Source organism: Acinetobacter sp. CY17 (genome assembly GCF_059515825.1).
Window position 1 is genome coordinate 108,211 of record NZ_JCAKMX010000007.1, and the last position, 23,455, is coordinate 131,665.

The 23,455-nt window shown below is 42.6% G+C and carries 19 protein-coding genes; 12 read left to right on the forward strand and 7 right to left on the reverse strand.

The window, feature by feature from the left end:
- Nucleotides 1-56 precede the first annotated feature (56 nt).
- From glmM to recJ, 3 genes are read left to right on the forward strand one after another with little or no spacing between them, the layout of a single operon-like run.
- On the forward strand, nt 57-1,388 hold the full coding sequence (glmM, locus tag AC5YCI_RS07130) for a phosphoglucosamine mutase (protein WP_496130248.1): 1,332 nt from the start codon (nt 57-59) through the stop codon (nt 1,386-1,388).
- Between the two features lie 9 nt (nt 1,389-1,397).
- Nucleotides 1,398-2,054: a pyridoxamine 5'-phosphate oxidase gene (pdxH, locus tag AC5YCI_RS07135; RefSeq protein ID WP_496130249.1), complete on the forward strand. Its 657-nt coding sequence runs from the start codon at nt 1,398-1,400 to the stop codon at nt 2,052-2,054.
- A complete protein-coding gene (recJ, locus tag AC5YCI_RS07140) occupies nt 2,055-3,758 on the forward strand; it encodes a single-stranded-DNA-specific exonuclease RecJ (protein WP_496175340.1) in 1,704 nt (567 codons plus the stop codon). It abuts the gene before it with no gap.
- A gap of 50 nt (nt 3,759-3,808) precedes the next feature.
- Here the strand turns inward: recJ and AC5YCI_RS07145 are convergent, their stop codons facing one another.
- Nucleotides 3,809-4,597, reverse strand: coding sequence for a putative porin (locus AC5YCI_RS07145; protein WP_496130251.1), 789 nt, complete (start codon nt 4,595-4,597; stop codon nt 3,809-3,811).
- Between the two features lie 375 nt (nt 4,598-4,972).
- Here AC5YCI_RS07145 and prfB point away from each other — a divergent pair.
- From prfB to AC5YCI_RS07175, 6 genes are all read left to right on the forward strand, one after another.
- Nucleotides 4,973-6,068, forward strand: a protein-coding gene (gene prfB, locus AC5YCI_RS07150) for a peptide chain release factor 2 (RefSeq protein WP_496175341.1) whose coding sequence is annotated in 2 segments (ribosomal slippage) — nt 4,973-5,044 and nt 5,046-6,068 — 1,095 coding nt in all. Because the reading frame shifts where the segments join, the coding sequence is not laid out codon by codon here.
- Between the two features lie 131 nt (nt 6,069-6,199).
- The gene (locus AC5YCI_RS07155; RefSeq protein ID WP_496130286.1) at nt 6,200-6,499 is read left to right on the forward strand and encodes an ArsR/SmtB family transcription factor; all 300 of its coding nucleotides are present in this window, start codon (nt 6,200-6,202) and stop codon (nt 6,497-6,499) included.
- Nucleotides 6,500-6,518: 19 nt separating this feature from the next.
- Nucleotides 6,519-7,583, forward strand: coding sequence for an alkene reductase (locus tag AC5YCI_RS07160; RefSeq protein ID WP_496130253.1), 1,065 nt, complete (start codon nt 6,519-6,521; stop codon nt 7,581-7,583).
- A 277-nt stretch (nt 7,584-7,860) separates the two neighbouring features.
- Complete coding sequence (locus AC5YCI_RS07165; protein WP_496130254.1) at nt 7,861-8,931, forward strand: alkene reductase; 1,071 nt, start codon at nt 7,861-7,863, stop codon at nt 8,929-8,931.
- 126 nt (nt 8,932-9,057) lie between these two features.
- Entirely contained in the window at nt 9,058-10,338 is a 1,281-nt protein-coding gene (locus AC5YCI_RS07170) for a 3-deoxy-D-manno-octulosonic acid transferase (protein ID WP_496175342.1), read from the forward strand.
- A 9-nt stretch (nt 10,339-10,347) separates the two neighbouring features.
- Entirely contained in the window at nt 10,348-11,058 is a 711-nt protein-coding gene (locus tag AC5YCI_RS07175; protein ID WP_496175343.1) for a 16S rRNA (uracil(1498)-N(3))-methyltransferase, read from the forward strand.
- On the opposite strand, the gene AC5YCI_RS07180 is transcribed toward AC5YCI_RS07175, so the two are convergent.
- Together AC5YCI_RS07180 and AC5YCI_RS07185 are read right to left on the reverse strand one after the other, a co-directional pair.
- Nucleotides 11,044-12,009, reverse strand: a complete 966-nt coding sequence (locus tag AC5YCI_RS07180; protein ID WP_496130257.1) for a mechanosensitive ion channel family protein — start codon at nt 12,007-12,009, stop codon at nt 11,044-11,046. The two genes, AC5YCI_RS07175 and AC5YCI_RS07180, sit on opposite strands and share 15 nt — an antisense overlap.
- A gap of 108 nt (nt 12,010-12,117) precedes the next feature.
- Complete coding sequence (locus AC5YCI_RS07185) at nt 12,118-12,678, reverse strand: DUF805 domain-containing protein (RefSeq protein ID WP_496130258.1); 561 nt, start codon at nt 12,676-12,678, stop codon at nt 12,118-12,120.
- Nucleotides 12,679-12,817: 139 nt separating this feature from the next.
- Here AC5YCI_RS07185 and acs point away from each other — a divergent pair, with 139 nt between their 5' ends.
- Nucleotides 12,818-14,764, forward strand: a complete 1,947-nt coding sequence (acs, locus tag AC5YCI_RS07190) for an acetate--CoA ligase (RefSeq protein ID WP_496130259.1) — start codon at nt 12,818-12,820, stop codon at nt 14,762-14,764.
- A gap of 122 nt (nt 14,765-14,886) precedes the next feature.
- Nucleotides 14,887-16,065: an acyl-CoA dehydrogenase family protein gene (locus tag AC5YCI_RS07195; protein ID WP_496130260.1), complete on the forward strand. Its 1,179-nt coding sequence runs from the start codon at nt 14,887-14,889 to the stop codon at nt 16,063-16,065.
- A gap of 30 nt (nt 16,066-16,095) precedes the next feature.
- On the opposite strand, the gene AC5YCI_RS07200 is transcribed toward AC5YCI_RS07195, so the two are convergent.
- From AC5YCI_RS07200 to msuE, 3 genes are all read right to left on the reverse strand, one after another.
- Complete coding sequence (locus tag AC5YCI_RS07200) at nt 16,096-16,752, reverse strand: hypothetical protein (RefSeq protein ID WP_496130261.1); 657 nt, start codon at nt 16,750-16,752, stop codon at nt 16,096-16,098.
- 232 nt (nt 16,753-16,984) lie between these two features.
- Nucleotides 16,985-18,070 carry a dimethylsulfone monooxygenase SfnG gene (gene sfnG / locus AC5YCI_RS07205; RefSeq protein WP_496130262.1) on the reverse strand — a complete coding sequence of 362 codons (1,086 nt, stop codon included), beginning with the start codon at nt 18,068-18,070 and terminating at the stop codon, nt 16,985-16,987.
- Nucleotides 18,071-18,099: 29 nt separating this feature from the next.
- Nucleotides 18,100-18,828, reverse strand: a complete 729-nt coding sequence (gene msuE / locus AC5YCI_RS07210; RefSeq protein ID WP_496130263.1) for an FMN reductase — start codon at nt 18,826-18,828, stop codon at nt 18,100-18,102.
- A 371-nt stretch (nt 18,829-19,199) separates the two neighbouring features.
- Here msuE and AC5YCI_RS07215 point away from each other — a divergent pair, with 371 nt between their 5' ends.
- Nucleotides 19,200-19,850, forward strand: a complete 651-nt coding sequence (locus AC5YCI_RS07215) for a response regulator (protein WP_122900595.1) — start codon at nt 19,200-19,202, stop codon at nt 19,848-19,850.
- 41 nt (nt 19,851-19,891) lie between these two features.
- On the opposite strand, the gene AC5YCI_RS07220 is transcribed toward AC5YCI_RS07215, so the two are convergent.
- Nucleotides 19,892-23,383, reverse strand: coding sequence for a PAS domain-containing hybrid sensor histidine kinase/response regulator (locus AC5YCI_RS07220; RefSeq protein ID WP_496175344.1), 3,492 nt, complete (start codon nt 23,381-23,383; stop codon nt 19,892-19,894).
- Nucleotides 23,384-23,455: the final 72 nt, after the last annotated feature.

Below are 23,455 nucleotides of genomic sequence, written 5' to 3' on the forward strand. Positions count from 1 at the left end.
CGGTTTAAAACAATGCGCTGTTTACAAGGCAGCAATAAAAATACAGTGAGCAAAGTATGAGTTATTTTGGTACCGACGGTATTCGTGGCAAGTTTGGTGTGTTGCCAATCACACCAGAGTTCGCATTAAAATTAGGGTTCGCCGCGGGTAAGGTATTAAAACGCAATAGCAAAAAGAAAAAGCCAATTGTGGTGATGGGGAAAGATACACGTTTATCTGGCTACATTTTAGAATCTGCTTTACAAGCAGGTTTAAATGCAGCAGGGGTGTATGTGCATTTATTAGGGCCACTACCAACCCCTGCAATTGCCCATTTAACCCGTGCTTTGCATGCTAGCCTTGGGATTGTGATTTCAGCATCCCATAACCCATACTTTGATAACGGCATTAAATTCTTCTCTGCTGAAGGTAAAAAACTTCCGGATAGCTTACAAGATGAAATCAACCAAGAACTTGAAAATGACTTAGTCATTGAAGACACAGCGAACTTGGGTAAAAGCGTTCGTGTAAATGATGCCAATGGTCGTTATATCGAATTCTGTAAATCAACCTTCCCATACCATTTAGATCTTAATGATTTAAAAATTGTGGTGGATTGTGCTAATGGTTCAGCCTACAGCGTTGGTCCTGCAGTTTTCCGTGAATTGGGTGCCAAAGTCATTGCCATCTTTAATGAGCCAGATGGTTTAAATATTAATGAAGGTTGTGGCTCAACCCACCCGGAAAACCTGAAACAAGCTGTGCTTGAGCATCAAGCCGATTTAGGGATTGCTTTTGATGGTGATGCAGACCGAGTGATTATGATTGATCAACATGGTCAAGAAATCACAGGCGATCATATTCTGTATATTTTAGCTACGAAAGCTGCACAAAAACCTGCAGGGATTGTGGGGACATTGATGAGCAATATGGCGCTTGAATTAGCGCTACAACAAGCGGATGTGCCGTTTTTCCGTGCCAAAGTGGGTGATCGTTATGTTCTACAAGGTTTAGAGCAAAACGGTTGGGTAACCGGTGGTGAGCCATCGGGTCATATCTTAACTTTAGATAAGAGCACCACAGGTGATGCCATTATTGCGGCATTGCAAGTGTTAACCGTGATGGTTGAGCGTAATCAAAGCTTAGCTGAATTGGTTGCAGATTTTAAATTACTACCAAATGTCTTGGTCAATGTGCGTTTAGAGGCTATGTTTGATCCATACGCAGTACCTGCATTGGTGACTGAATTTGAAAAAGCTGAAGCACAGCTCAAAGGTCGTGGTCGTTTACTCATTCGTAAATCAGGCACTGAGCCTGTGATTCGCGTGATGGTCGAAGGTAATGACTTAGCAGAAGTGACTGCGTTAGCTCATCACTTGGCTGATGCGGTACGTGCCAACGCCGTTTAAGGAGCAAGCATGACAGATGTTGTTAAAGATTTAAGCGAACTGCGTTTAACGTATCAAAAAGGTGAGTTACATGAAGATCAAGTCAATGCTGATCCGCATGAACAGTTTTTAAATTGGTTTAACCACGCCTTAGAGGCGCGTTTACATGAACCCTATGCCATGTCGATTGCTACTGCAGATGGCAAAGGTCGTCCACATGTGCGTACGGTCTTGTTACGTGGTGCTCAAGCAACGGGTTATGATTTTTATACCAATTATGACAGTCAAAAAGGCCTAGATTTAGCCGCTAATCCGTATGCAGAAATTTTATTTTATTGGCCAGAGCTTGAACGCCAAGTGCGGATCTTTGGCCGTGTCGATAAAATTTCTGAGCAAGAGTCGACCGACTACTATCATAAGCGCCCACGTGAGAGCCAAATTGCAGCGCATATTAGTACCCCGCAAAGTGGTGTGATTGCTAGTCGTGAAGAATTGCAAAGTCGTTTCCAAGCTTTACAGGATCAAGTAGCCAGTCAAGATGACTTAGCTAAGCCAGAGTTTTGGGGCGGCTACCGCCTTGTGCCAGAGCATTACGAGTTTTGGCAAGGCCGACCAAATCGCTTACATGATCGGCTCATTTATGAAAGAATTGAAGCTCACTGGAAGCTACAACGTCTGATGCCTTAAATGACCAAGATCATTGTTCAACAACGTCCCTTTATCACACGCCCTGAAAATTTTCAGGGCGTGTCACCTTTGCTCGCCAACATCCTCGCGCGTCGTGGCGTGCAATCGATACAAGAATTAGAACTCAAACTTAAGCATCTACTCGCACCTAATATGCTGGGCTTGCCTCAAGCGATTGAACTCATTGATCAAGCCATTGATCAGGACAAAAAAATCGTGATTGTTGGTGATTATGATGCTGATGGCGCAACCAGTACCAGCTTAATGCTGCTCGCTCTACGCGCTATGGGTGCAGATGTCGATTATCTGGTACCAGATCGTTTTAAATATGGTTACGGTCTAACTCCAGCGATTGCAGATTTAGCTTTTGCACAATTTACCCCTGATTTACTGATTACGGTAGATAACGGTATTTCGAGCCATGAAGGGGTTCAACAAGCGCAAGACCATGGTATGCAAGTGATTATCACTGATCATCACTTGACCACCAAGCCTACACCCAAAGCTGAAGCGGTGGTCAATCCCAATCAACTCGGTTGTCCGTTTCCAAGTAAAGCCTTGGCTGGCGTTGGGGTGGCATTTTATGTGCTGGCCAATGTATCGAGTCAACGCAAAAAACACGGTAAAAGCCATGTCAATATGGTGCAATATCTAGATTTAGTGGCTCTAGGTACCTATGCCGATGTGGCCAGTCTTGATTACAACAACCGAATTTTAATTGATGCAGGTTTGCAGCGCATTCGTCAGCAGCAATGTCGCCCCGGTATACTTGCCTTACTCGATATTGCAAAGCGCGATACAGCAAGCCTTACAGCCTCTGATTTAGGTTTTGTGCTTGGGCCACGCATCAACGCTGCAGGACGCATGGAAACCATGGATATTGGCATTGAATGTCTATTGGCTGAAAGTTTAGAACACGCTTACCCAATTGCTGAACAATTGACCCAACTCAATGCCGAACGTCGCCAAGTCGAAGGCCAAATTAAACAAGATGCTTTAAATGAGTTAGAGAAAATTCAACTTGATCAGAATAACTTACCACATGCATTAGTATTATTTGAACCACATTGGCATCAAGGCGTTATTGGAATTGTGGCAGGGCGCTTAAAAGAACAATTCCATCGCCCAAGTATTGTTTTCGCGCGTGATGAAGATGGCATTCATATTAAAGGTTCAGCACGTTCTATTGATGGCATTCATATTCGTGATGCGATTGAAATGCTGGCCGAGCAATATCCACATTTAGTGAGTCATTTTGGCGGACATGCCGCCGCCGCAGGTCTAACCATTAAAAAACAACATTTTGCTGAGTTTAAAACTAAATTTGAGCAATTGATTGCCACAATGGATCCAGATTTATTCCAGGCAGTTTTATGGACGGATGGTGAATTGGCTGCCGATGAATTAAATCTAAATATGGTTGCACTGCTTAAAGATTTAAGTCCTTGGGGCCAAAAATTCCCAAGTCCTGTATTTGAGGGACGTTTTAAAATTGTGGATTTTCGCTGGCTTAAAGATGTGCACCTGAAATTGCGTTTAGCCTTAGATAATGCTCAAGTCGTGGAGGCTATCGCTTTTAATGCAGCCAGTAAATATGATTTTAATCCAATGCTAGATTATGTTGATTTAGTTTATGAACTAGACCGCAATGAATTTAATGGTAATGTCAGTCTACAACTTAAAGTTAATTATTTAAGCCAATAAAAAAAACCGCGCAGTCGCGCGGTTTTTATTTTCAGTATTTGGCTTAGTGCTTAGAAACGATATTTCGCTGCAATACCAAATTTGTTGTAATCATTGGTGAAATGTTCACCAAAGCCAATACGACCTTCAACACTTAGTTGTGGATTGAAGAATTTACGTGCATTGATACCAAACTCGCTTTTCTCTTCTAGATCATTGTCGTAGTAATCTGCACCAATACTTAAGGTTTTATCGATGTAGTAATCACCAGCAATGTTGTATTCATCTAGATCACCAAATGCAGCACCTGCTTCTACGTTAATGTCTTTACCATTACTTAAAGTCGTTACATATTTAGCGCGTAAAGTTGGGTCTGTACCATCGTTATTGTCATTGTCGTAGCCTTTAAGACCTGCGGCAACCAATAAGCCTGGGGCAAAGAAATAACCGACTTCTGCACCATAAGTTGTGGTTTCATTGTCAAATGTACCAATTGGGGTCTTAAGTTCAGCTTCGGTACGACCGACATTCGCACTTACATAGAAGTCAGAGTTAGGTACAAAGTACTCACCACCAATACCATAGCTGGTATATTCAGTTGCGCCAGTATCTTCAAAACCGACGTTTGCATTGACATTACTCGCACGGTCTAAATAAGCAGCTTCAGCCAGTGGGGCATTACGAGTTTGTACTGGATTAAAGTAGTACGTACCATTTAAACCGTAAGCTTCGCCTGAACTGCCACGATCTGGATCTGTATAGGCGAATGAACCGCCAACTTCAGCTTGGTATGCATGTGCTGCGGTACCTGTTAGTGCCACGGTCGTTAGAAGCGCAGATGCAATTGCTAATTTTTTCATGGAATTCCTCCCCCTATAAACTGTCTTAAAATAATACATTTCTTGTTACAACTTTCAGTCTAGAGTAATTTCAACTTTGGTCAATCACTGCAAAGTTACCGTTTTGTGACTTTGGTAATGTTATGTAAAGTAATTTTTATAAGTGATTGATTATAAATGACAGTTTTTTTGTGAGGCTTTTTATTTAGATATGTAAATTTAGCATATAAAAGTCAAAATGAAGTCTATTTTGTATGCATAGTCATCTATTGGGTTGGAATTTCAACTGCATAGAGTGAGTGATTTTAAAGGCTTAAAATTGGCATTCAGAATCTAAATAAGCACTGTGATATAATATTGGGCTATTTAAAGCTTACATTTGTTTGAGAGACGAACGTGGAAATTAATCCTTATCTATTACAGCTAAAAGACTTAAACGACCGTGGTCAAACACTACGGGGGTATCTTTGACTACGATCTAAAGAAAGAGCGTTTAGAAGAGGTTCTACGCGAGTTAGAAGATCCTGCGATTTGGAATGATCAAAGCCGTGCCCAAGCGATGGCCAAAGAAAAAGGCGAACTTGAAAACGTATTAAACGTATTAGATGGTCTTGCCACGCAGCTTGAAGATGCCCAAGCGATGCTTGATTTAGCAGTTGAAGCTGAAGAAGAAGAAATGTTAGCGGATGTGCAAGCTGAGCTTGATTCAGCAGAAGCAGAATTGGCTAAACTTGAATTTCGTCGTATGTTCAGCAATCCAATGGATCGAAATCCATGCTATGTGGAAATTCAAGCGGGTTCTGGTGGTACAGAGGCGCAAGACTGGGCATCGATGTTACTGCGTATGTACTTACGTTGGATCGAACGTCATGGCTTTAAAGTTGAAGTGATGGAAGAATCAGACGGTGATGTTGCAGGGATTAAATCTGCAACCATTCGTGTCGAAGGTGAGTATGCCTACGGTTGGTTACGTACCGAATCTGGTGTGCATCGTTTAGTCCGTAAATCTCCATTTGACTCAGGTAACCGTCGTCATACCTCATTCTCTGCGGTGTTTGTGTCACCTGAAGTGGATGACAATATCGAAATTGATATTAACCCAGCAGATGTGCGTACCGATACTTACCGTGCCTCAGGCGCGGGTGGTCAGCACATTAACAAAACTGACTCTGCGGTACGTTTAACCCACGCACCAACCGGGATTGTAGTGGCATGTCAGAACCAACGTTCACAACACGCCAACCGTGACCATGCATGGAAACAATTACGTGCCAAACTCTATGAATTAGAGATGAAGAAACGTAATGAAGCCGCACAAGCCTTAGAAGATACTAAATCTGATATTGGTTGGGGTAGCCAAATCCGTTCTTATGTGTTGGATGACTCACGTATTAAAGACCTACGTACTAGTGTTGAAAGCTCAAACACAGGTGCGGTACTTGATGGTGATCTAGATAAATTTATTGAAGCCAGCTTAAAGCAAGGTTTATAAGTTTTAATAAGGGCCTTGATTCGGGTTTTGGTTGTTTATCGTAAAAAATAGATATTAATATCTAAAAAATACGATATATTAAGCTAAATGCTGAATCAGGCCTTTGTGCAATTTGAAGAGTGTCTATGTCTATGGATATTGATTTAATCTTTAAAGCCTTAGCGAATCCTACGCGTCGGCAGATTTTGATGTGGCTCAAAGATCCTGCAGCGTATTTAGCTGCTGAAGAGTGCGGCAACTTTGAACGTGGCGTATGTGCTGGACAAATTGAACGTTTAGGTAATGTGTCGCAATCTACCATGTCTAATCATTTGTCTGTGTTACAGCAAGCAGGACTCATCCAAGCGCAAAAACACGGTCAATGGTCTTACTTCTCACGCAACGAAGCCTTAATTCAGCAATATATTGATCATTTACAACACTCGCTGTAATTCGAGTGATGAGGTAATTATGGCTGAACTCAATACTCCCTTAAGCTTGGGCGAATTAAAACTTAAAAACCGTGTGGTAATGGCACCTTTAACGCGTAGCCGTGCGACAGCTGAGCGTGTGCCTACAGCGATGATGGCAGAATACTATGCACAGCGTGCCAGCGCGGGTTTAATTATTGCAGAAGCAACTGTCATTTCAGAACAAGCCAACGGCTATTTAAATACCCCAGGCCTATTTAACCAAGCACAGGTTGAAGGTTGGAAGTTAGTCACTGATGCAGTGCATGCTAAAGGTGGTTTAATCGTATCGCAGTTATGGCATGTAGGCCGTGTTTCACATCCTGATTTACTCGGCGGTGAAACCCCAGTTTCGGCAAGTTCTGTACAACAAGCAGGGCATGTCAGCTTATTGCGTCCAAAACGTCCTTATGTGTTGCCACGTCCTTTGGAAATTGCAGAAATTCATGCGATTACCGAGCAATATAAACAAGCGGCAATTTATGCCAAAGATGCAGGTTTTGATGGCGTTGAATTGCATGCGGCCAATGGTTATTTAATTGACCAGTTTTTACAAAGTAGTACCAACCAACGTGAAGATGAATATGGTGGTTCGATTGAAAACCGTGCCCGTTTCCTACTCGAAGTGGTTGATGCCTTAATTGAAGTCTGGGGTGCGGGACGTGTTGGTGTCCATTTGGCCCCGCGTGGTGATGAGCATGATATGGGTGATGCGACTCCACGTGAAACATTTGGCTATGTGATGCAAGAATTGGGCAAACGTCAGATTGCCTTCTTCTTTACTCGAGAATATTTGGCTGACGACAGCATTTCACAAGACATGAAAGCACGTTCTAATGGCGTACCGTATATTGCCAATATGCGTTTAAGCCGTGAGGATGCCGTTGAGCTATTAGCTTCAGGTCAAGCCGATGCAGTGTCTTTTGGTAAGGCGTATATTGCTAATCCAGATTTATACGAGCGTTTATTAGTAGATGCGCCTTTAAATGAATTAAAGCTTGAAAATATGATTGGAACAGATGTAGCAGAAGGTTATATCGACTATCCAACACTCGAACAGATTTAAGCCTAAATTGCTTATTTCAGCGTCAAGCAATCGCTTGGCGCTTTTTTTATGCCTAATTTTCATGATGTTGCATAGATTTATCCTCTAAACTGTTGGCCTGTTGCTAGATGCTATGTCCGAACACCCGCAGATGATTTTAATCCATTTGAGTTGATATCGGTTGTTCATCGAGCAGATATCATCCAGCATTAATTTGCGTTAAATCTTAATATTTAGACAGATTTCTTTGTTTAAACACTTGATGACTTTTAACTTTAAAATCTTTTATGGGGGCAGCATGGCTGAGCTTTCTTCTGCAATCACTTTTGGTGAATTGCATCTTAAAAACCGCGTGGTTATGGCACCATTAACACGTACTCGAGTGGCGGATGATTTAATCCCAACGCCAATGATGGCAGAGTACTATGCGCAGCGTGCCAGTGCTGGCTTGATTATCTCTGAGGCGATTATTGTCTCGCAGCAGGCGATTGGTTATGCCAACACTCCTGCCTTGTTTACCCCTGAGCAGATTGCGGGCTGGCAGCGTGTAACCAAGGCTGTACATGATAAAGGCGGCTTAATTATGGCGCAGCTCTGGCATGTTGGTCGTATTTCACATCCGCATTTTCAAAATGGTAATCTGCCTGTGTCGGCAAGTGATGTAAAACCTGCAGGTCAGTTAAGTCTGTTACGACCTAAACAAGATTATGTCGCACCGCGTCCACTCACGCTTGCTGAAATTAAAACCACCATTGCTGACTTTAAACAAGCTGCAATCCATGCCAAAGCAGCGGGTTTTGATGGGGTAGAGTTACATGCGGCCAATGGTTATTTGGTTGATCAGTTCTTACAAAGTAGCACTAACTTGCGCGACGATGAATATGGTGGCTCTGTTGAAAATCGTGTGCGTTTTTTACTCGAAGTCATCGATGCTTTAATTGAGGTTTGGGGTGCGGGTCGTGTAGGTGTACATTTAGCACCACGTTGTGATGAAAATGACATGGGCGATGCTGATCCCAAAGAAACTTTTGGCTATGCAGTAGAAGCGCTTGCGCAACGTAAGATTGCCTTTTTCTTTACCCGTGAATATTTGGCAGATGATAGCATCTCGGGTTATATGAAATCGCGTGCCAACGGTGTGCCGTATATCGCCAATATGCGCTTAACCCGTCAAGATGCGATTGATTTACTGGCTTCCAATAAAGCCGATGCAGTGGCATTTGGTAAAGCTTACATTGCCAATCCTGATTTGTATGAGCGTTTGGTTGCAGATGCACAGTTAAATGAGGTGCAGCTCGATAAAATGATTGGTACAGATGTAGCAGAAGGTTATATCGACTATCCAACCTTACAACACGCTGAAGCTTAAATTGATACTCAAGCGTCAAGCAATCGCTTGGCGCTTTTATGCTTAGGAGAGATTAGGCTTTCTATTCTTCTGGCTGCTTCTCTGCTATATTCTGCGCTTTCCTTTCTTGTTATTTGAGGCGAATTCTTGGCTACTCCGTTTTGGTATAACGCAGCGCTCACTTTGATTAAGCCGATCTATCGTGCCCGTATTAAAAAACGTGCCACTAGCCCAGAACAACTTGCCCAAGAACTCACAGAACGCTTTGGCCCTTTTCAAAAGCCTAAGAATCAACAGGCGCTATGGTTTCATGTGGTTTCGGTCGGTGAGACCAATGCCGCGCAGCCAATGATCGAACATTATTTAAAGCAAGGTCATGCAGTTTTGGTGACGAATACCACCAAAACTGGTCAGGAGCGTGCCAAAGCTTTATTTGTAAAACCAGAATTTGAACACTTATTTCAAGCGGTGTACTTACCCGCAGATCAACGTGACTTAGTACGTGATTTTTACCAAAAATATCAACCTAAAATGTTGGCACTCATGGAAACTGAGCTATGGCCCAATTTGATTGATATTGCGCAAGAGTTTAAAGTGCCGTGCATCTTGCTCAATGCACGTTTATCGGCAAAATCAGCGCAAGGTTATGCCAAAGTTAAGCGTTTAACTCAAGGGATGCTCAATGGCTTAACTGCGTTATTAGCACAAGATCAAGCCACCCAAAAACGCTATATTGAATTGGGTATAGCAGCGCAGAACAGCCAAGTTTTAGGTAATGTAAAATTTGATATCAGCCCACCCACACACTTTATACAGCAGGCTCAAAAACTAAAGCAGGACTGGCAATTACAAGGTCGAAAAATGCTGACCCTTGCCAGCACGCATGCGCCTGAAGAAGCAGAGTTGTTGGCACAGCTTAAACCGGCTTTAATGGCAGACCCTCAGTTAACCTGTATTGTCGTACCGCGTCATCCTGAGCGTTTTGATGAGGTTTTTGCTGCCAGTCGCGCTTTAAATTTAACTACGCAACGGCGTAGTTTGGGCGAAAAAATTCAACACGATACTCAAGTCTATTTGGCTGACTCTATGGGTGAAATGTGGCTCTGGTATGCCTTAAGTCAAGCCTGCTATGTAGGGGGTTCACTGAATCAACCCGGTGGTGGGCATAATATTCTAGAGCCAATTGCTTTAAATGTGCCAACGGTTTTAGGAAAGAATTATTTTAATTTTCAAACTATTGTGGATGAGTTTGTTGCTGTAGATGGCGTTAAAGTGGTGAATGATTTTAGTGCGGCAAGTCAGGCATTATTGGCTTTAGTACAGGATCCTAGGCAAGCCCAAGCACTTAATGTGGCTGCGCAGCAGGTGATGCACAATAATCAAGGGGCTTTACATAAACATATTCAGATCATTGATCAATATGTATAAGGAAAGCCAATGAATATTGTCCTACTTGATCCTCGTCAAACCAGTAGCGATACTTGGTCAATTACAGCCAAACGTCAATTAGAGCATTTAAAAACCCATGTTGATGTGCAAGTGGGTGATACCTTAAAAGTAGGTATTGCTGAGGGAAAGCGTTACTTAACTGAAGTGGTTGCAGTAAATGAACAGCAAATTCGCATCAAACCCTTACATGAAGAAAGTGTGCCACAAAAGCTGCCGGTAACCTTAATTGTAGCGTTACCGCGCCCCAAGGTTTTACGCCGTTTAATTATGGATGCAGTGACCTTAGGGGTTGAACAAATTATCCTGATTCATAGTTATCGAGTAGATAAAAGTTATTGGCAAACGCCTCTCTTACAGCAGGTTGAGCATTATGTCACCCTTGGGCTTGAGCAAGCCGGTGATACCATTGCCCCAAAAGTAGCCATGTATAAACGCTTTAAACCTTTTGTTGAAGATGTATTACCAACCCTGATCAGCCAACAGCAACCTGCTTTTTTAGCGCATCCTTATGTAGAGCAGGTCATGCCACATGCAATCAACCAACCCTGTACTATTGTAATTGGGCCAGAGGGTGGTTTTATTCCTTATGAAATTGAATTACTTGTAAAAAACGGCTGCCAAGCCGCAAGCTTAGGCAACCGTATTATCCGGACTGAAACTGTGATTCCGTATTTAATTGGACGCTTATTTAGCAGTTGATGCTGCTGTCTGTTCACCGCGATAAACTTTAACTTCCTGTACAGGATAAGGAATCGAAATCCCGTGTTCAGCAAAGGCATGAATGACACGTTGTTGTACATCACTAATGGAAGCTGACATGGTGGTTTCGGTAGTATTGACCCACCACGTCACCGTTAAGTTGACTGAGAAATCTGCCAACGCATTGACGTTTACGCTAAAGCCTGGCTGACTTAAAATTGCTTGATCTTGATCTAAGATGGTTGTGATCACATCCTTGGCTTTTTGGACATCATCTTCATAACCAATACCCACCACAAACTGACAACGACGACGTGAATACGCGGTGTTTACTGTGACAGGGCTGGTATAAACGGTGGCATTTGGAATCACAATACGACGACCATCTGGTGAGCGTAAGAAAGTCGCACGAATCTGAATATCTTCAACCGTACCTTCCATGCCTGAAACAATAATGTCATCACCAATTTTAAACGGTTCGCCAAGTAGAATTAAAATACCAGATAATAAGTTTTGGAAAATATCTTTAAACGCAAAACCAATCGCGACCGAACCAATCCCTAGCGCACTCATTAATTGCCCTGGTGTAAAGCCGGGAATAGCAATCACCATGGCAATTAAAAAGCCAAAGAAGATAATAGCTGAACTACCGACACGGTTTAAGACCAAAACTAAGTTTTGCTTGGTATAGCTACGGTCAGATAAAGCTTTACGAATAAATAACTTAAACAGTTTTGAGAGCATGTAGAACACTGTAAACACAAAAATGGCGATACAGATATACGGTAAGCGTTCCCAAAATAGATTAATGAAATGGTCAATGGTCGAGTAAGCTTCGAGTGATTTATCGGTATACTCAGCCACAGTTTGAGCGGTTTTTGCGCTTGCTTCTTGTAACAGCTCAGAGGTGCCCTGAGTCACCTCTTTTAAGGTACTTTCTTGTTCAGCCACACGTATTCCAGTCAAAGTTATTTTGTTAGTATTTTGCCTGAAAAACGCTGAGAACTTAAGAATAGTTCGAGCTTAACTGTGTAATTATGCCGCAGCTTCGTGAAGTTGTTAGAAGAACTCGCTGCCTTTTTCTACGATCCGTTCGGCAGGTAAAAAGTCAATGCTTTGTTCATAACTACTTAATAACAGCAGCATACTAATAATCAACACTAGCATCAGCACAATACATGACCATGCAACGAATTTTTCCCAAAATGGGGTGATTCGCGCTGGGGCGTACATGTTACTGGTCGGATGGCCTTTTTTGACTAATAAATAAACAGAGAAAAACAAATTAATCATGGGCACAAAGCTTAACAGTGACCACCAGCCACTGGCATTAATATCATGTAAACGCCGAATAGTGATTACAAAAGCAAAATAGGTATATAGCCCAAAAAAGAGTAAGCTAAAAATATGATTAATAGTAGGTAAAAGGTAGGCGGCCGAATCTAAACTAAATGTGGCAAAGTTAAATAAACCTAAACTAAGCAATAAGCCAAAACCAATACAACAACTCGCCCACCACAGCACAGCATGCCATGCAATAAAGCTTAAACGCCCAAAACGACCTTGATAGCTTTTTAAACGTGGCGTAGATGGTAAGGGAGGTGTATCAAGAGGACTCATAACAGACCATTTTTATCGTAAAGGAATCAAAGATGCTGCAGCATCTAGCGGCATAACACAGCAAAATTATAAGAGTAAATGTTAAACAAGTAAAAATTCAGGGCGACGCGATGTTGCCATTCGATCAAGGAAGTTCGCTATGCAAGAAATTTATCCTGTTCCTGAACATCTTAAAAAAACGGCGCGCACCAATGAAGAACAATATTTTGCGCGCTATCAACATTCCATCACCAACCCAGAGGATTTTTGGCGTGAACAAGCCCTAAAACTCGATTGGACTAAGCCTTTTACTCAAGTCAAAAACAGCAGTTTTAATAAAGATGATTTTAAGATTGAGTGGTTTAGTGATGGTGAGCTCAATGTGTCTTATAACTGTTTAGATCGACATTTAAAAGAACATCCGCATAAACCTGCCATTATTTGGGAAGGTGATCATCCTTCGCGGCATAAAGTGATTTCTTTTGTGTCACTGCATGATGAAGTCTGTCGCTTTGCCAATGTATTGAAAAAAAATGGTATTCAAAAAGGTGATCGGGTCATGCTATATATGCCGATGGTGCCAGAGGCGGCCATTGCCATGTTAGCTTGTACGCGTATTGGTGCAGTGCATTGCGTAGTGTTTGGCGGCTTTTCACCAGAGGCTTTAGCCAGTCGTATTGAAGACTGCCAAGCTAAAATGGTAATTACCGCAGATTCAGCCATGCGCGGTGGCAAGCCCATTTATTTAAAAGCCAATGTTGATTTAGCCCTTGAGCAGCCCAATACCCACTCCATTGAACAGGTGATTGTGGTGCATCGTACGGGCAACGCCATTCATATGCAAATGGGGCGTGATGTGTGGTACCACATTGAAATCATGCAAGTCACAGATGATTGCCCGCCTGAACCGATGAACGCGGAAGATCCTTTATTTATTTTATATACCTCAGGTTCAACGGGTAAGCCTAAAGGTGTATTGCATAGCACAGGGGGCTATTTGACCTATGTCAATTGTACCTTCCGTGAAGTGTTTGATATTAAACAAGATGATGTGTTTTGGTGTACCGCAGATGTGGGTTGGATTACAGGTCATTCTTATGTTTTATATGGCCCTTTATCCAATGGTACTTCAACCGTGATGTACGAAGGTGTGCCGCAATACCCATCATGGGCGCGTACAGGTCATATTGTAGATAAGCATGATATTACCATTTTATATACTGCACCTACTGCGATTCGCTCCATGATGCGTGAGGGTGATGCTTTTGTACGAGAAAGTGATCGTAGCTCATTACGTCTGTTAGGTTCTGTAGGCGAACCGATTAACCCTGAAGCGTGGAATTGGTATTACAACGTTGTTGGAGAAGGGCGTTGTCCGATTGTTGATACGTGGTGGCAGACCGAAACTGGTGGTTTTATGATTAGCCCAATCCCTGGTGCTACAGCACTTAAACCGGGCTCAGCTACGCGCCCATTTTTTGGGGTGCAACCTGCGATTGTTGATGCAGAAGGACGTGAGCTTGAGGGTGAAGCAGAGGGTAACTTAATTATTAAAGACTCTTGGCCAGGGCAAATGCGTGGCATTTGGGGTGACCCAGCGCGTTTTTTTGACGCCTATTTTAGTACCTATGCCAACAGTTACTTTACTGGTGATGGCGCGCGCCGTGATAAAGATGGCTATTATTGGATTACTGGGCGGGTCGACGATGTGCTGAATATTTCCGGTCATCGTTTAGGTACAGCAGAAGTTGAAAGTGCTTTGGTGGCACATGATGCTGTGGCAGAAGCTGCGGTCGTCGGTATGCCACATGAGATTAAAGGTCAAGGTATTTGTACCTTTGTGACTTTGCAAGCCGACGTAGAAGCCACCGATCAATTGCATGATGAATTGATTCAATGGGTACGGAAAATTTTAGGCCCTGTAGCCACACCTGATGCATTGTACTTTGCGCCTGCTTTACCCAAAACCCGCTCTGGTAAAATCATGCGACGTATTTTAAGAAAAATTGCTGCCAATGAACTCGACAGCCTAGGCGATACCTCAACCTTAGCCGAGCCTCAAGTGGTAGACAATTTAATTCAAACAGTTTATCCAAAGCCCGATTAAGAACAACATGCCGCTTGCTTACAGCGGCATTGTATTTTTTTCAATAAGCACAGCAGGCATTTAGCTAAAGGCTTTACAACAGTTCTGCTAAGCTAAAATCACTCGAAGAATCCAGTATTATTATGAATATTGCACACAACAAAATCACTGATCCATTCAAAATTGCCGAAGATTTAGCCCAACAATTTGCCCAAACTGCAGCCGAGCGTGATAAGCAAGGCGGTAATCCTAAATACGAACGTGATTTAATCCGTGCAAGTGGCTTACTGAGTTTGTCGATTCCAAAGGAATTTGCTGGGCAGGAGGCAGATTGGGCCACTATTTTTAAGACTATTCAAATAATTGCCCGTGCGGATAGCTCATTAGCCCATGTATATGGTTTCCATCATTTACTGATTGCTACCGTAGAATTATTTTCTCAAAAACAACAATATGCAGCTTGGTTTGAGCGAACCGTTAAAGAAAATTTATTTTGGGGCAATAGTTTAAATCCCCTAGATCGTCGGACTAGCGCAACCAAAATTTCTGAACATGAGTACATTTTCCATGGGGATAAAAGCTTTTGCTCAGGCTCAATCGATTCGGATATGTTGTTGTGTTCGGGTTATACCCCTGAAGGTCAATTAGTGATTGGTGTCATTCCAACCCAGCGCGAAGGGGTGAGCTTTTTAGGCGATTGGAACAATATGGGGCAACGCCAAACAGACAGCGGCACCAGTCATTTTGAACAGGTTAAAATTCATCAACATGAATTACTGCTCAATCCTGGCCCGTTAAGTACTCCTTATTCGAGTTTACGTCCTTTAATTGCTCAATTGATTTTTGTGCATATGTTCTTAGGCGTAGCAGAAGGTGCATTTAATATTGCCAAAGAGACAGTGCACAACCAAAAAGCATGGTCTAAATCTTTAGCTGAAAATGCAGTCAATGATCCTTATACCCAGCGTCATTTTGCTGACTTTTATGTACAACTTGAAAGCGTACGTTTATTGGCAGCCAAAGCCGTAGCAACCTTACAGCAGGCGTGGGAGATCGGTGAGAACTTAACCGCAGAACAACGTGGTGAGGTCTCAATTGCCATTGCTACAGCTAAGATAGCCGCCACGAATACCTCACTCAACATTACCCAAAATATTTTCCAAGTCATGGGCGCGCGGGCCACTACAGCAAAACTCAATTTAGATCGTTTTTGGCGCAATGTACGCACACAAACTTTACATGACCCAGTCGATTATAAATATCAAGAAATTGGCGAATGGGTGCTCACTGATAAAGTCCCTGATCCAAGTTTCTATTCTTAAACAAAAAGCCCGCATCTGCGGGCTTTTTTATTAGGCTGCACGAGCCAGAATGCCTACTTGCCCCACAAAATAATTGTCACTGTTAGATAGATGCAGTTGATAGACCGGAAGTACCAAAGTTTTTTTATTAATGTGATTCCAGTTCACGCTATTGCGTGAAAAGGGCGCTGTGACCTTAGCAAAGGAATAGTGGTCACTTAAAGGTTGATGATGCACTAAGCCTTCTGGTGAAATATAAATAAATTCATCATCTTGACCATTGGGTTGCAGCTCTTGACTAAAGGTTGAGGCATTTAAACCAAAGGTTTGTTGTTTACGATTGCTGGCAGCAAACACCGGTTTGGGCTGCCATAGACTCAAAGGCTGCTGGCTTAAATTATAAGTACTACAACGATGTTCTTCACTTTCTAGCACTTTAATCCACTCACTGTCAGTGAAAATTTGCTGTTCGGCAGTGGTAAATAGATAATGTACAGTGCAAGGTTGGTCTTGTTGATGTTCTAACAAAGTGCAGCGATAAATTGCCTGCACAGTTTTATCAATTTTCAGAATAGGTTGATAACTGGTTGTACCTTGAGGTGAACGTGTCAAAACTAAATCGCCAACTTGTAAGGCTTGAATAGGTTGTAAACCGCATGGTGTATGCACCACAGTACCACTGACAAATCCTGTCTTTTGATTTTTCACGCTGTTATTCTCTTAATTATGCTGTTGCGAGGGTATTGTAATCGAATGCTAAAAAAATGCACAATTTATGCCAGAAAAATAAGCAATTTAGCTCAAAGTTGTAGATAAGTTGTCAGCTCATTTAGGTAGTATGAAAGATGTAATTAATAAATATAAAAAATATGGCATAAAAAAATCCCTTAAGCCGAGCCTTAAGGGATAAATCTTGGTGCATTTATTATTATTAGAATTTTTAAGCAGATTTTTGTTGCTGTTGTTGCTCAAGCTCGCGCACTAAAGGCAAGACCTTGGCACCAAAATATTCCACTTCTTCAATAAAATGTAAGAAGCCAGATAAAATCAGATCAACACCAATACTTTTCAGTTCAACAATTCGCTCAGCAATTTGCTGTGGCGTGCCAATTAAATTGGTTTTAAAACCATCGTTATACTGCACCAGGTCTTCAAAAGTTGATTTGGCCCAGTTACCTTCGCCTTCAAGGGTTGCAGCACCGGCTTCACGCGTAGCATCGCCAAAAGACTTCACTGCGTCTACATGTGCTTTATCGATAATCTCTTGCAATACAGCTTGCGCTTCTGCTTCGGTATCACGGGCGATAATAAAAGCATTCACGCCAATCTTAATCTGATGCTGATTGGCTGCAGCTTTTTCACGAAGATCATCAATTTGTTTTTTGAGTTCAGTGACTGTATTGCCATTGGTAAAATACCAATCGGATACACGGGATGCCATATCACGCGCAGCACGCGAACTGCCGCCTTGGAAAATTTCAATATGCGGCTTTTGCACAGGTTTTGGACTTAAGGTGTAGTTTTTAAACTGATAGAATTTACCGTCAAAGCTGTAATTATCTTGTGTCCAAACGCCTTTTAATGTGCGAATAAATTCTTCTGAGCGCTGATAACGCACGTCATGCTCAGGCCATTGTTCACCAATCGCATCAAATTCACCGCGGAACCAACCACTCACCACATTAATGGCAATGCGTCCGTTGCTCAGATGGTCAATGGTAGCCAATTGTTTGGCTGCAAGGGCAGGTTTCCAAGGTCCCGGTAAAATTGCTGCAATCACTTTTAAGCGTTCAGTTTTGGCTAATAAACCGTGACTAAAGCTCACTGATTCATGCTGATTTTCTGCATTATAACCGGCAGTAAAACGAATTTGGGTGAGGGCATAGTCAAAGCCTGCTTTTTCCGCAGTTTGTGCTAAACGCACATTGTAGTCATAGCTCCAATCGGTGCGTTGCTCAATGGTGCTGACCACTAAACCGCCACTGACGTTAGGTACCCAATATGCAAAAGTAATTGGCTGAGACATATGCTGACCCTCTGATAAAAATATGAAGATTAAGCCACTTCAGATGTCGCTTTTTTGCCATGTAGGCGTGCTTCGGCTGCATCTAGGCTAGGGACCGCGGCAGAAGGGAGCACTTCTTCTTGTTCAATTTGTTTGTTAATGCCTAGGTTTTGGCTGGCTTGAACAGTTTTCTCTTTCACCACTGCAGCACGTTGGCCTTTAGCAGGAGCCCACTCTAAAATTGGTAAAGCACGTGCAACAGCTAAGGTAATACGGGCACGCAGTAATTCGCTTTTAACGGTATATTCAGGCGTGAAGTCTTTATCTGTGGCATAGACGCCAATTGGTAAAGTTTGTGCTTGGAAGAAGCTAAACAATGGGCGTAATTGGTGCTCAAGAACTAAAGCATGACGCTCAGAACCGCCAGAAGCTGCTAATAAAACCGGTACATCAACTAAGGCAGTTTGTTCTACAAAATCAAAGAAATGCTTAAAAAGACCTGTAAATGATGCACGATACACTGGGGTACCCACAATTAAGGCATCGGCAGCTTCAACCGCAGCTAAATCATTTTGTACACGTTGTGGTAATTGGTTGCGGTAAATCGCTCCACCAAGTAAGTGTCCAATTTCACTAAACTTGATAAAATGCACGTTGATTGGTGTGGCATCACCTAGTTCATTTAAAATTTCTTGTACCAGTGCTTCAGTTTTTGATGGATTATTTAGACCGCCAGAAACAGCGACAATGTTTAATGGTTTTTGTGTTGAAGTTGTCATAATAAACTGCCCAATAGGTTCAATCTCGGATTGCTGTTTATTAATCAATACATCCCCTAATGTGTAAAATAATGAAAAAAAAATAGGTTATCTGTTTTTAAGATATAAGCTTTTTTTTTAGATTTTATGAATTAAAATAAATATAAGTATTTGAATAATAAATTTATATTTCATATGTATAAGGTTTGCGCTGTTCTGAATAAAATTTATATCAAAATCTGCTTAGATTATTCGGAAACGCTGCAAAAAGCGGCTTTTCTTTAACAAAAATGCAGCTTTAGTAAAAAATAATCAATTCTTGCGTATCGCTTCGGCTCGATGTGTGGTTAGAATAGAGCCTAATGTGCACCAGATCTTTCGCGTCACTACTTATGAATATTTTAATCGTTGATGACCATCCGTTATTTCGTCATGCGCTGATTCAAGCCGTACGTTATAGCTTACCGCAAGCCCAAATTCATGAGACTGCTGCTGTAAATGAATTTTACGAACGCTTAGAAAATGGCCCTGAACCTGATCTTGTTTTATTAGACTTAAACCTACCCGGTGCATCAGGCTTTTCGGCGCTGGTGCATGTACGTGCGCAGTATCCGGCACTGCCGATTATTGTCGTTTCAGCGCATGAAGAAGTTTCTATTATTCAACGTTCAATCGCGCACGGTGCGATGGGCTATATTCCAAAATCAGCCCATCCAAGCCATATTGGTGAAGCGATTCGTCAAGTCTTAGAGGGCGAAATTTGGCTACCACCAAATTTACCTGCCAATATGAACTTTGATCCGCGTGCGGCTGACGAGACGGCACTGGCTGAACGTATTCAATCGCTCACGCCACAGCAATTTCGCGTACTAATGATGGTGGCAGAAGGCTTGCTTAATAAGCAAATTGCCTATGAGCTCGATGTGTCAGAAGCTACGATTAAAGCGCATGTGACGGCAATTTTCCGTAAATTAGGCGTGCAAAACCGTACTCAAGCGGTGCTTGCCATTAACGCTTTAAATATTGAAGAACGTAAAGTTTAAAAATATTTAAAAAAAAGACCGCAACTGCGGTCTTTTTTATTTTAGGTGTTAGAGATTTTCAAACCTGACAGCCAAGCACGTAAGCCTGCTGGTTTAAGCGGTTTACGCAGTAGCATAATACTTAAGTCCTTGAGGCGCTGTGGTAACTCCGGATCAGAATCAGCAGTGATGAGTGCTACAGGCACTTGCTCTTGACGATGCGCTAAAATGAAATCCAAGCCTATTTTTTCATGATTCAAATGCTGGTCAACCAACCAAACCTGAATATTTTCGCGCTGAATAATCTCTGCTGCTTGTTCAGGTTCAGTGGCTTTAAACACTTGATAACCCCATTTGGTCAGTAGCGTGCTCATGCCCTCTAAAATGGTTTCATCATTATCTAAACATAAAATTTTGTACGCTTTGGTTTTCAGTGGAACAGCTTGCACCGGTTGTGCCACCACTCTAGGTGCTGCCACAATAGGTACTTCGATCATAAAGCAAGAGCCACGTCCTTGCTCTGAGTAAACATGCACAGGATAGTCCAACATGCTGGTCATGCGTTGTACGATGGCCAAGCCCAGTCCTAGACCTTGCTCACCCCAAGGTGAGGTATGTCCACAGCGTTCAAATTCTTGGAACAGTTTAATGCGCTGTGCTTCAGCAATACCAGGTCCTGTATCCCATACCCCAATTCGAATATGATGGGCACGTTCAGCGGAGCGTAATACCCCAACCACTACACGCCCTTTAGCCGTATAACGTAATGCATTACTGACAAAGTTTTGAATAATACGACGAATCCATTGTGGATCAGTATCAATCCAGAACTGTACATCGTGTACATTAAACTCAATGCCGCGTTGGGCTGCAATCGATTTAAATTGCAGCTCTAAATCGCTAAGTAAATCATGTAAGGGATAAGGCTGACGATTCGGTTGAATGGTTCCGCCCTCTAAACGCGCGATATCGAGTAGGGCAGAGAGCATGCTTTCTGCACCGTGTAAAGAACGGTCAAGCTGTTGCAGTGTCTTACGGTCTTCTTCAGACTGTACGCTTTGTTCAAGTGCAGTACTAAATAAACGTGCCGCATGCATTGGCTGTAATAAATCGTGACTTGCCGCGGCAATAAAACGACTCTTGGACATGTTGGCTTTATCAGCTTGTTCACGTGCCAATTGTTGTTCGGCTAAAGCATCAGCAAGCTGTTGCGTCCGATCTTGTACCCGTCCTTCGAGCAGGGCTTCATTTTCACGGAAAGCGGTAATATCGGCAAAAGTTGTTACAAACCCCCCACCTTCAATCGGATTACCACGCATTTGAATCACGCGGCCATCTTTACGCACGCGTTCAAATTCATGTGCACTACCCACTTTCATCCAATGAATACGTTTACGCACATGTTCTTCGATTGAGCCTGGACCACATTCGCCGCGTTCGGCGTTATAACGAATTAAATCGGCAATTGGGCAACCGACATAAACAATATCTTTTGGATAATCAAATAGTTTTAAATATTGATTGTTCCATGCCACTAAACACATATTCTCATCGACCACACTGACCCCTTGGGTCATATGGTCAATCATGGTCATAATGAGGTTTTGGTTAAAGCGTTGCCATTGAGAAGCTTGGTCTAAAATATTGGCCACCTGACCTAAAGCGAGACCATTATTCACCATGGCGGTGGTGAGTAAGGTTCGTGCTGAGGCTGCACCAATGGTGCCAGCTAAGTATTGTTCGGTAAAACGCCACCACATGCCATTGGCACTGCTATTTTCATTCAGAATAACGTTGTTTTGCGCGCAAAATTGCTGGAAGGCTTGAATGGTTGGACCATCACCGGTAATACGCTTGGCTAAGGCAATTAAATCCCCGACCTTTAGGCGTGCTACATCATGCTGCAAATAGCTCATTTCAGTTGAGCTACTTTGTGCAGGTAAAGGTTTGGTTTCGTAATAGAAGAAACTTTCTGCTTGGATTTGTTCAGCAATACTCGGGCGGAAAATTTTAGAGACCCAAATATACAATAAAACATTTAAACCTAAGGCCCAAATCACGCCATGGGTCAGTGGAGCAAAAGATTGAAAACCAAATAAAGCTTCAGGACGCAACCATGCTAAACCAAATGGACCTTGGTTTAAAAAGGCTTCGCTCATGACCAAATAATCAATTGGTAGACTGCGTAATACAGTAGGTAAAAATAGGGTATAGGCCCACATCGCAAAGCCTACAATCAGACCGGCATACACCCCTTGCTTACTGCCACCACGCCAATACAAACCGCCAATTAATGCAGGAGCAAACTGCGCCACAGCACTAAATGCGAGTAAACCAAATACCGAAAGTTGATCAATATCATTAAAGAAATGGAAGAATAAAAAGCCCAGTAGCATGACTGCCAAAATACAGACACGGCGCGTAAATTTAAGCACTAAAGGTAAGCGCTTATCATGACGTGACAACAAGCCTAAACGCCAAAGCCCTGGCATAATCAGGTCGTTACTGAGCATAATGGATAATGCCACCGAAGACACCAATAACATCCCTGTAGAGGCAGAGAAACCGCCCAAAAAGGCCAAGATGCTGAGCCAATCTTGGTTATAGCTTAAAGGTAGAGATAACACTGCAACATCTGGAATCGCCAGATATTCAGGCGCTGCATGTAGAGCCCAACTGGCAATCGGAATAATGGCAATGGTGGTTAAAATTAAATAAGTCGCAAACCAACGCCGCGCCCCGCGAATATGTTTTTCATCACGCAATTCCACCACAGCAACATGAAATTGACGCGGTAAACAAATAATCGCCAGTGCAGCAAGGAGGGTTTGAATCCAGAAGGTATCTGGCACCCCAAACAACTGTACTTGATGAAAAGTATGTGCAGCATCACGAGAAATTTGTTGTAAATTTCCAGGGTCAGCGCAAATAAAAAAGATCGCTACAGCAAGCAGCGCAAATAATTTAACAAAAGACTCAAATGCCACTGCCAGCATTAAACCACCATGCTGTTCGGTATTGGCAATTTGCCGAGTCCCAAAAATCATGGCTAAGATGGCTAAAATCGCAGTGAGTAACAGCACGCCATTGCTGGTAGCAGCTAAACTGGTGTTCTGATCCATAATCACCGTTGCACTTAAGGCAATGGCACGTAGCTGTAAGGCCAAATAGGGAATAATGGCAATTACTGCCAAAATGGTCACCAGTGAAGCTAAAGAGCCACTTTTGCCATAACGCGCTGCCACAAAGTCAGCAATTGACGAAATAGCATGATGCTGACGGACGCGTCCTAGACGGCGCCAGATATCGTAGCCTAAAGCCACAAACAAGAGTGGACCTAAATAAATAGGTAAAAAGATAATCCCTTCACGTACCGCAGCCCCTGTTGCGCCATAAAAAGTCCAAGATGAACAGTACACACCTAAAGTTAAACTAAACAATAACATGCGACCGCGCGTGCTTAAGCGACTGGCGTGTTTTTCACCAAAGAATGCACAGATAAAGAGAAGTGCGATATAGAGGGCCAGCACCCCCATGATAAGCCAACTGTTCATATTGCCTACAGGGTACAAATTATGCAGCTATGATAACCGATTGCTGAACTGCTCAGTCAGAATTGCTTAATT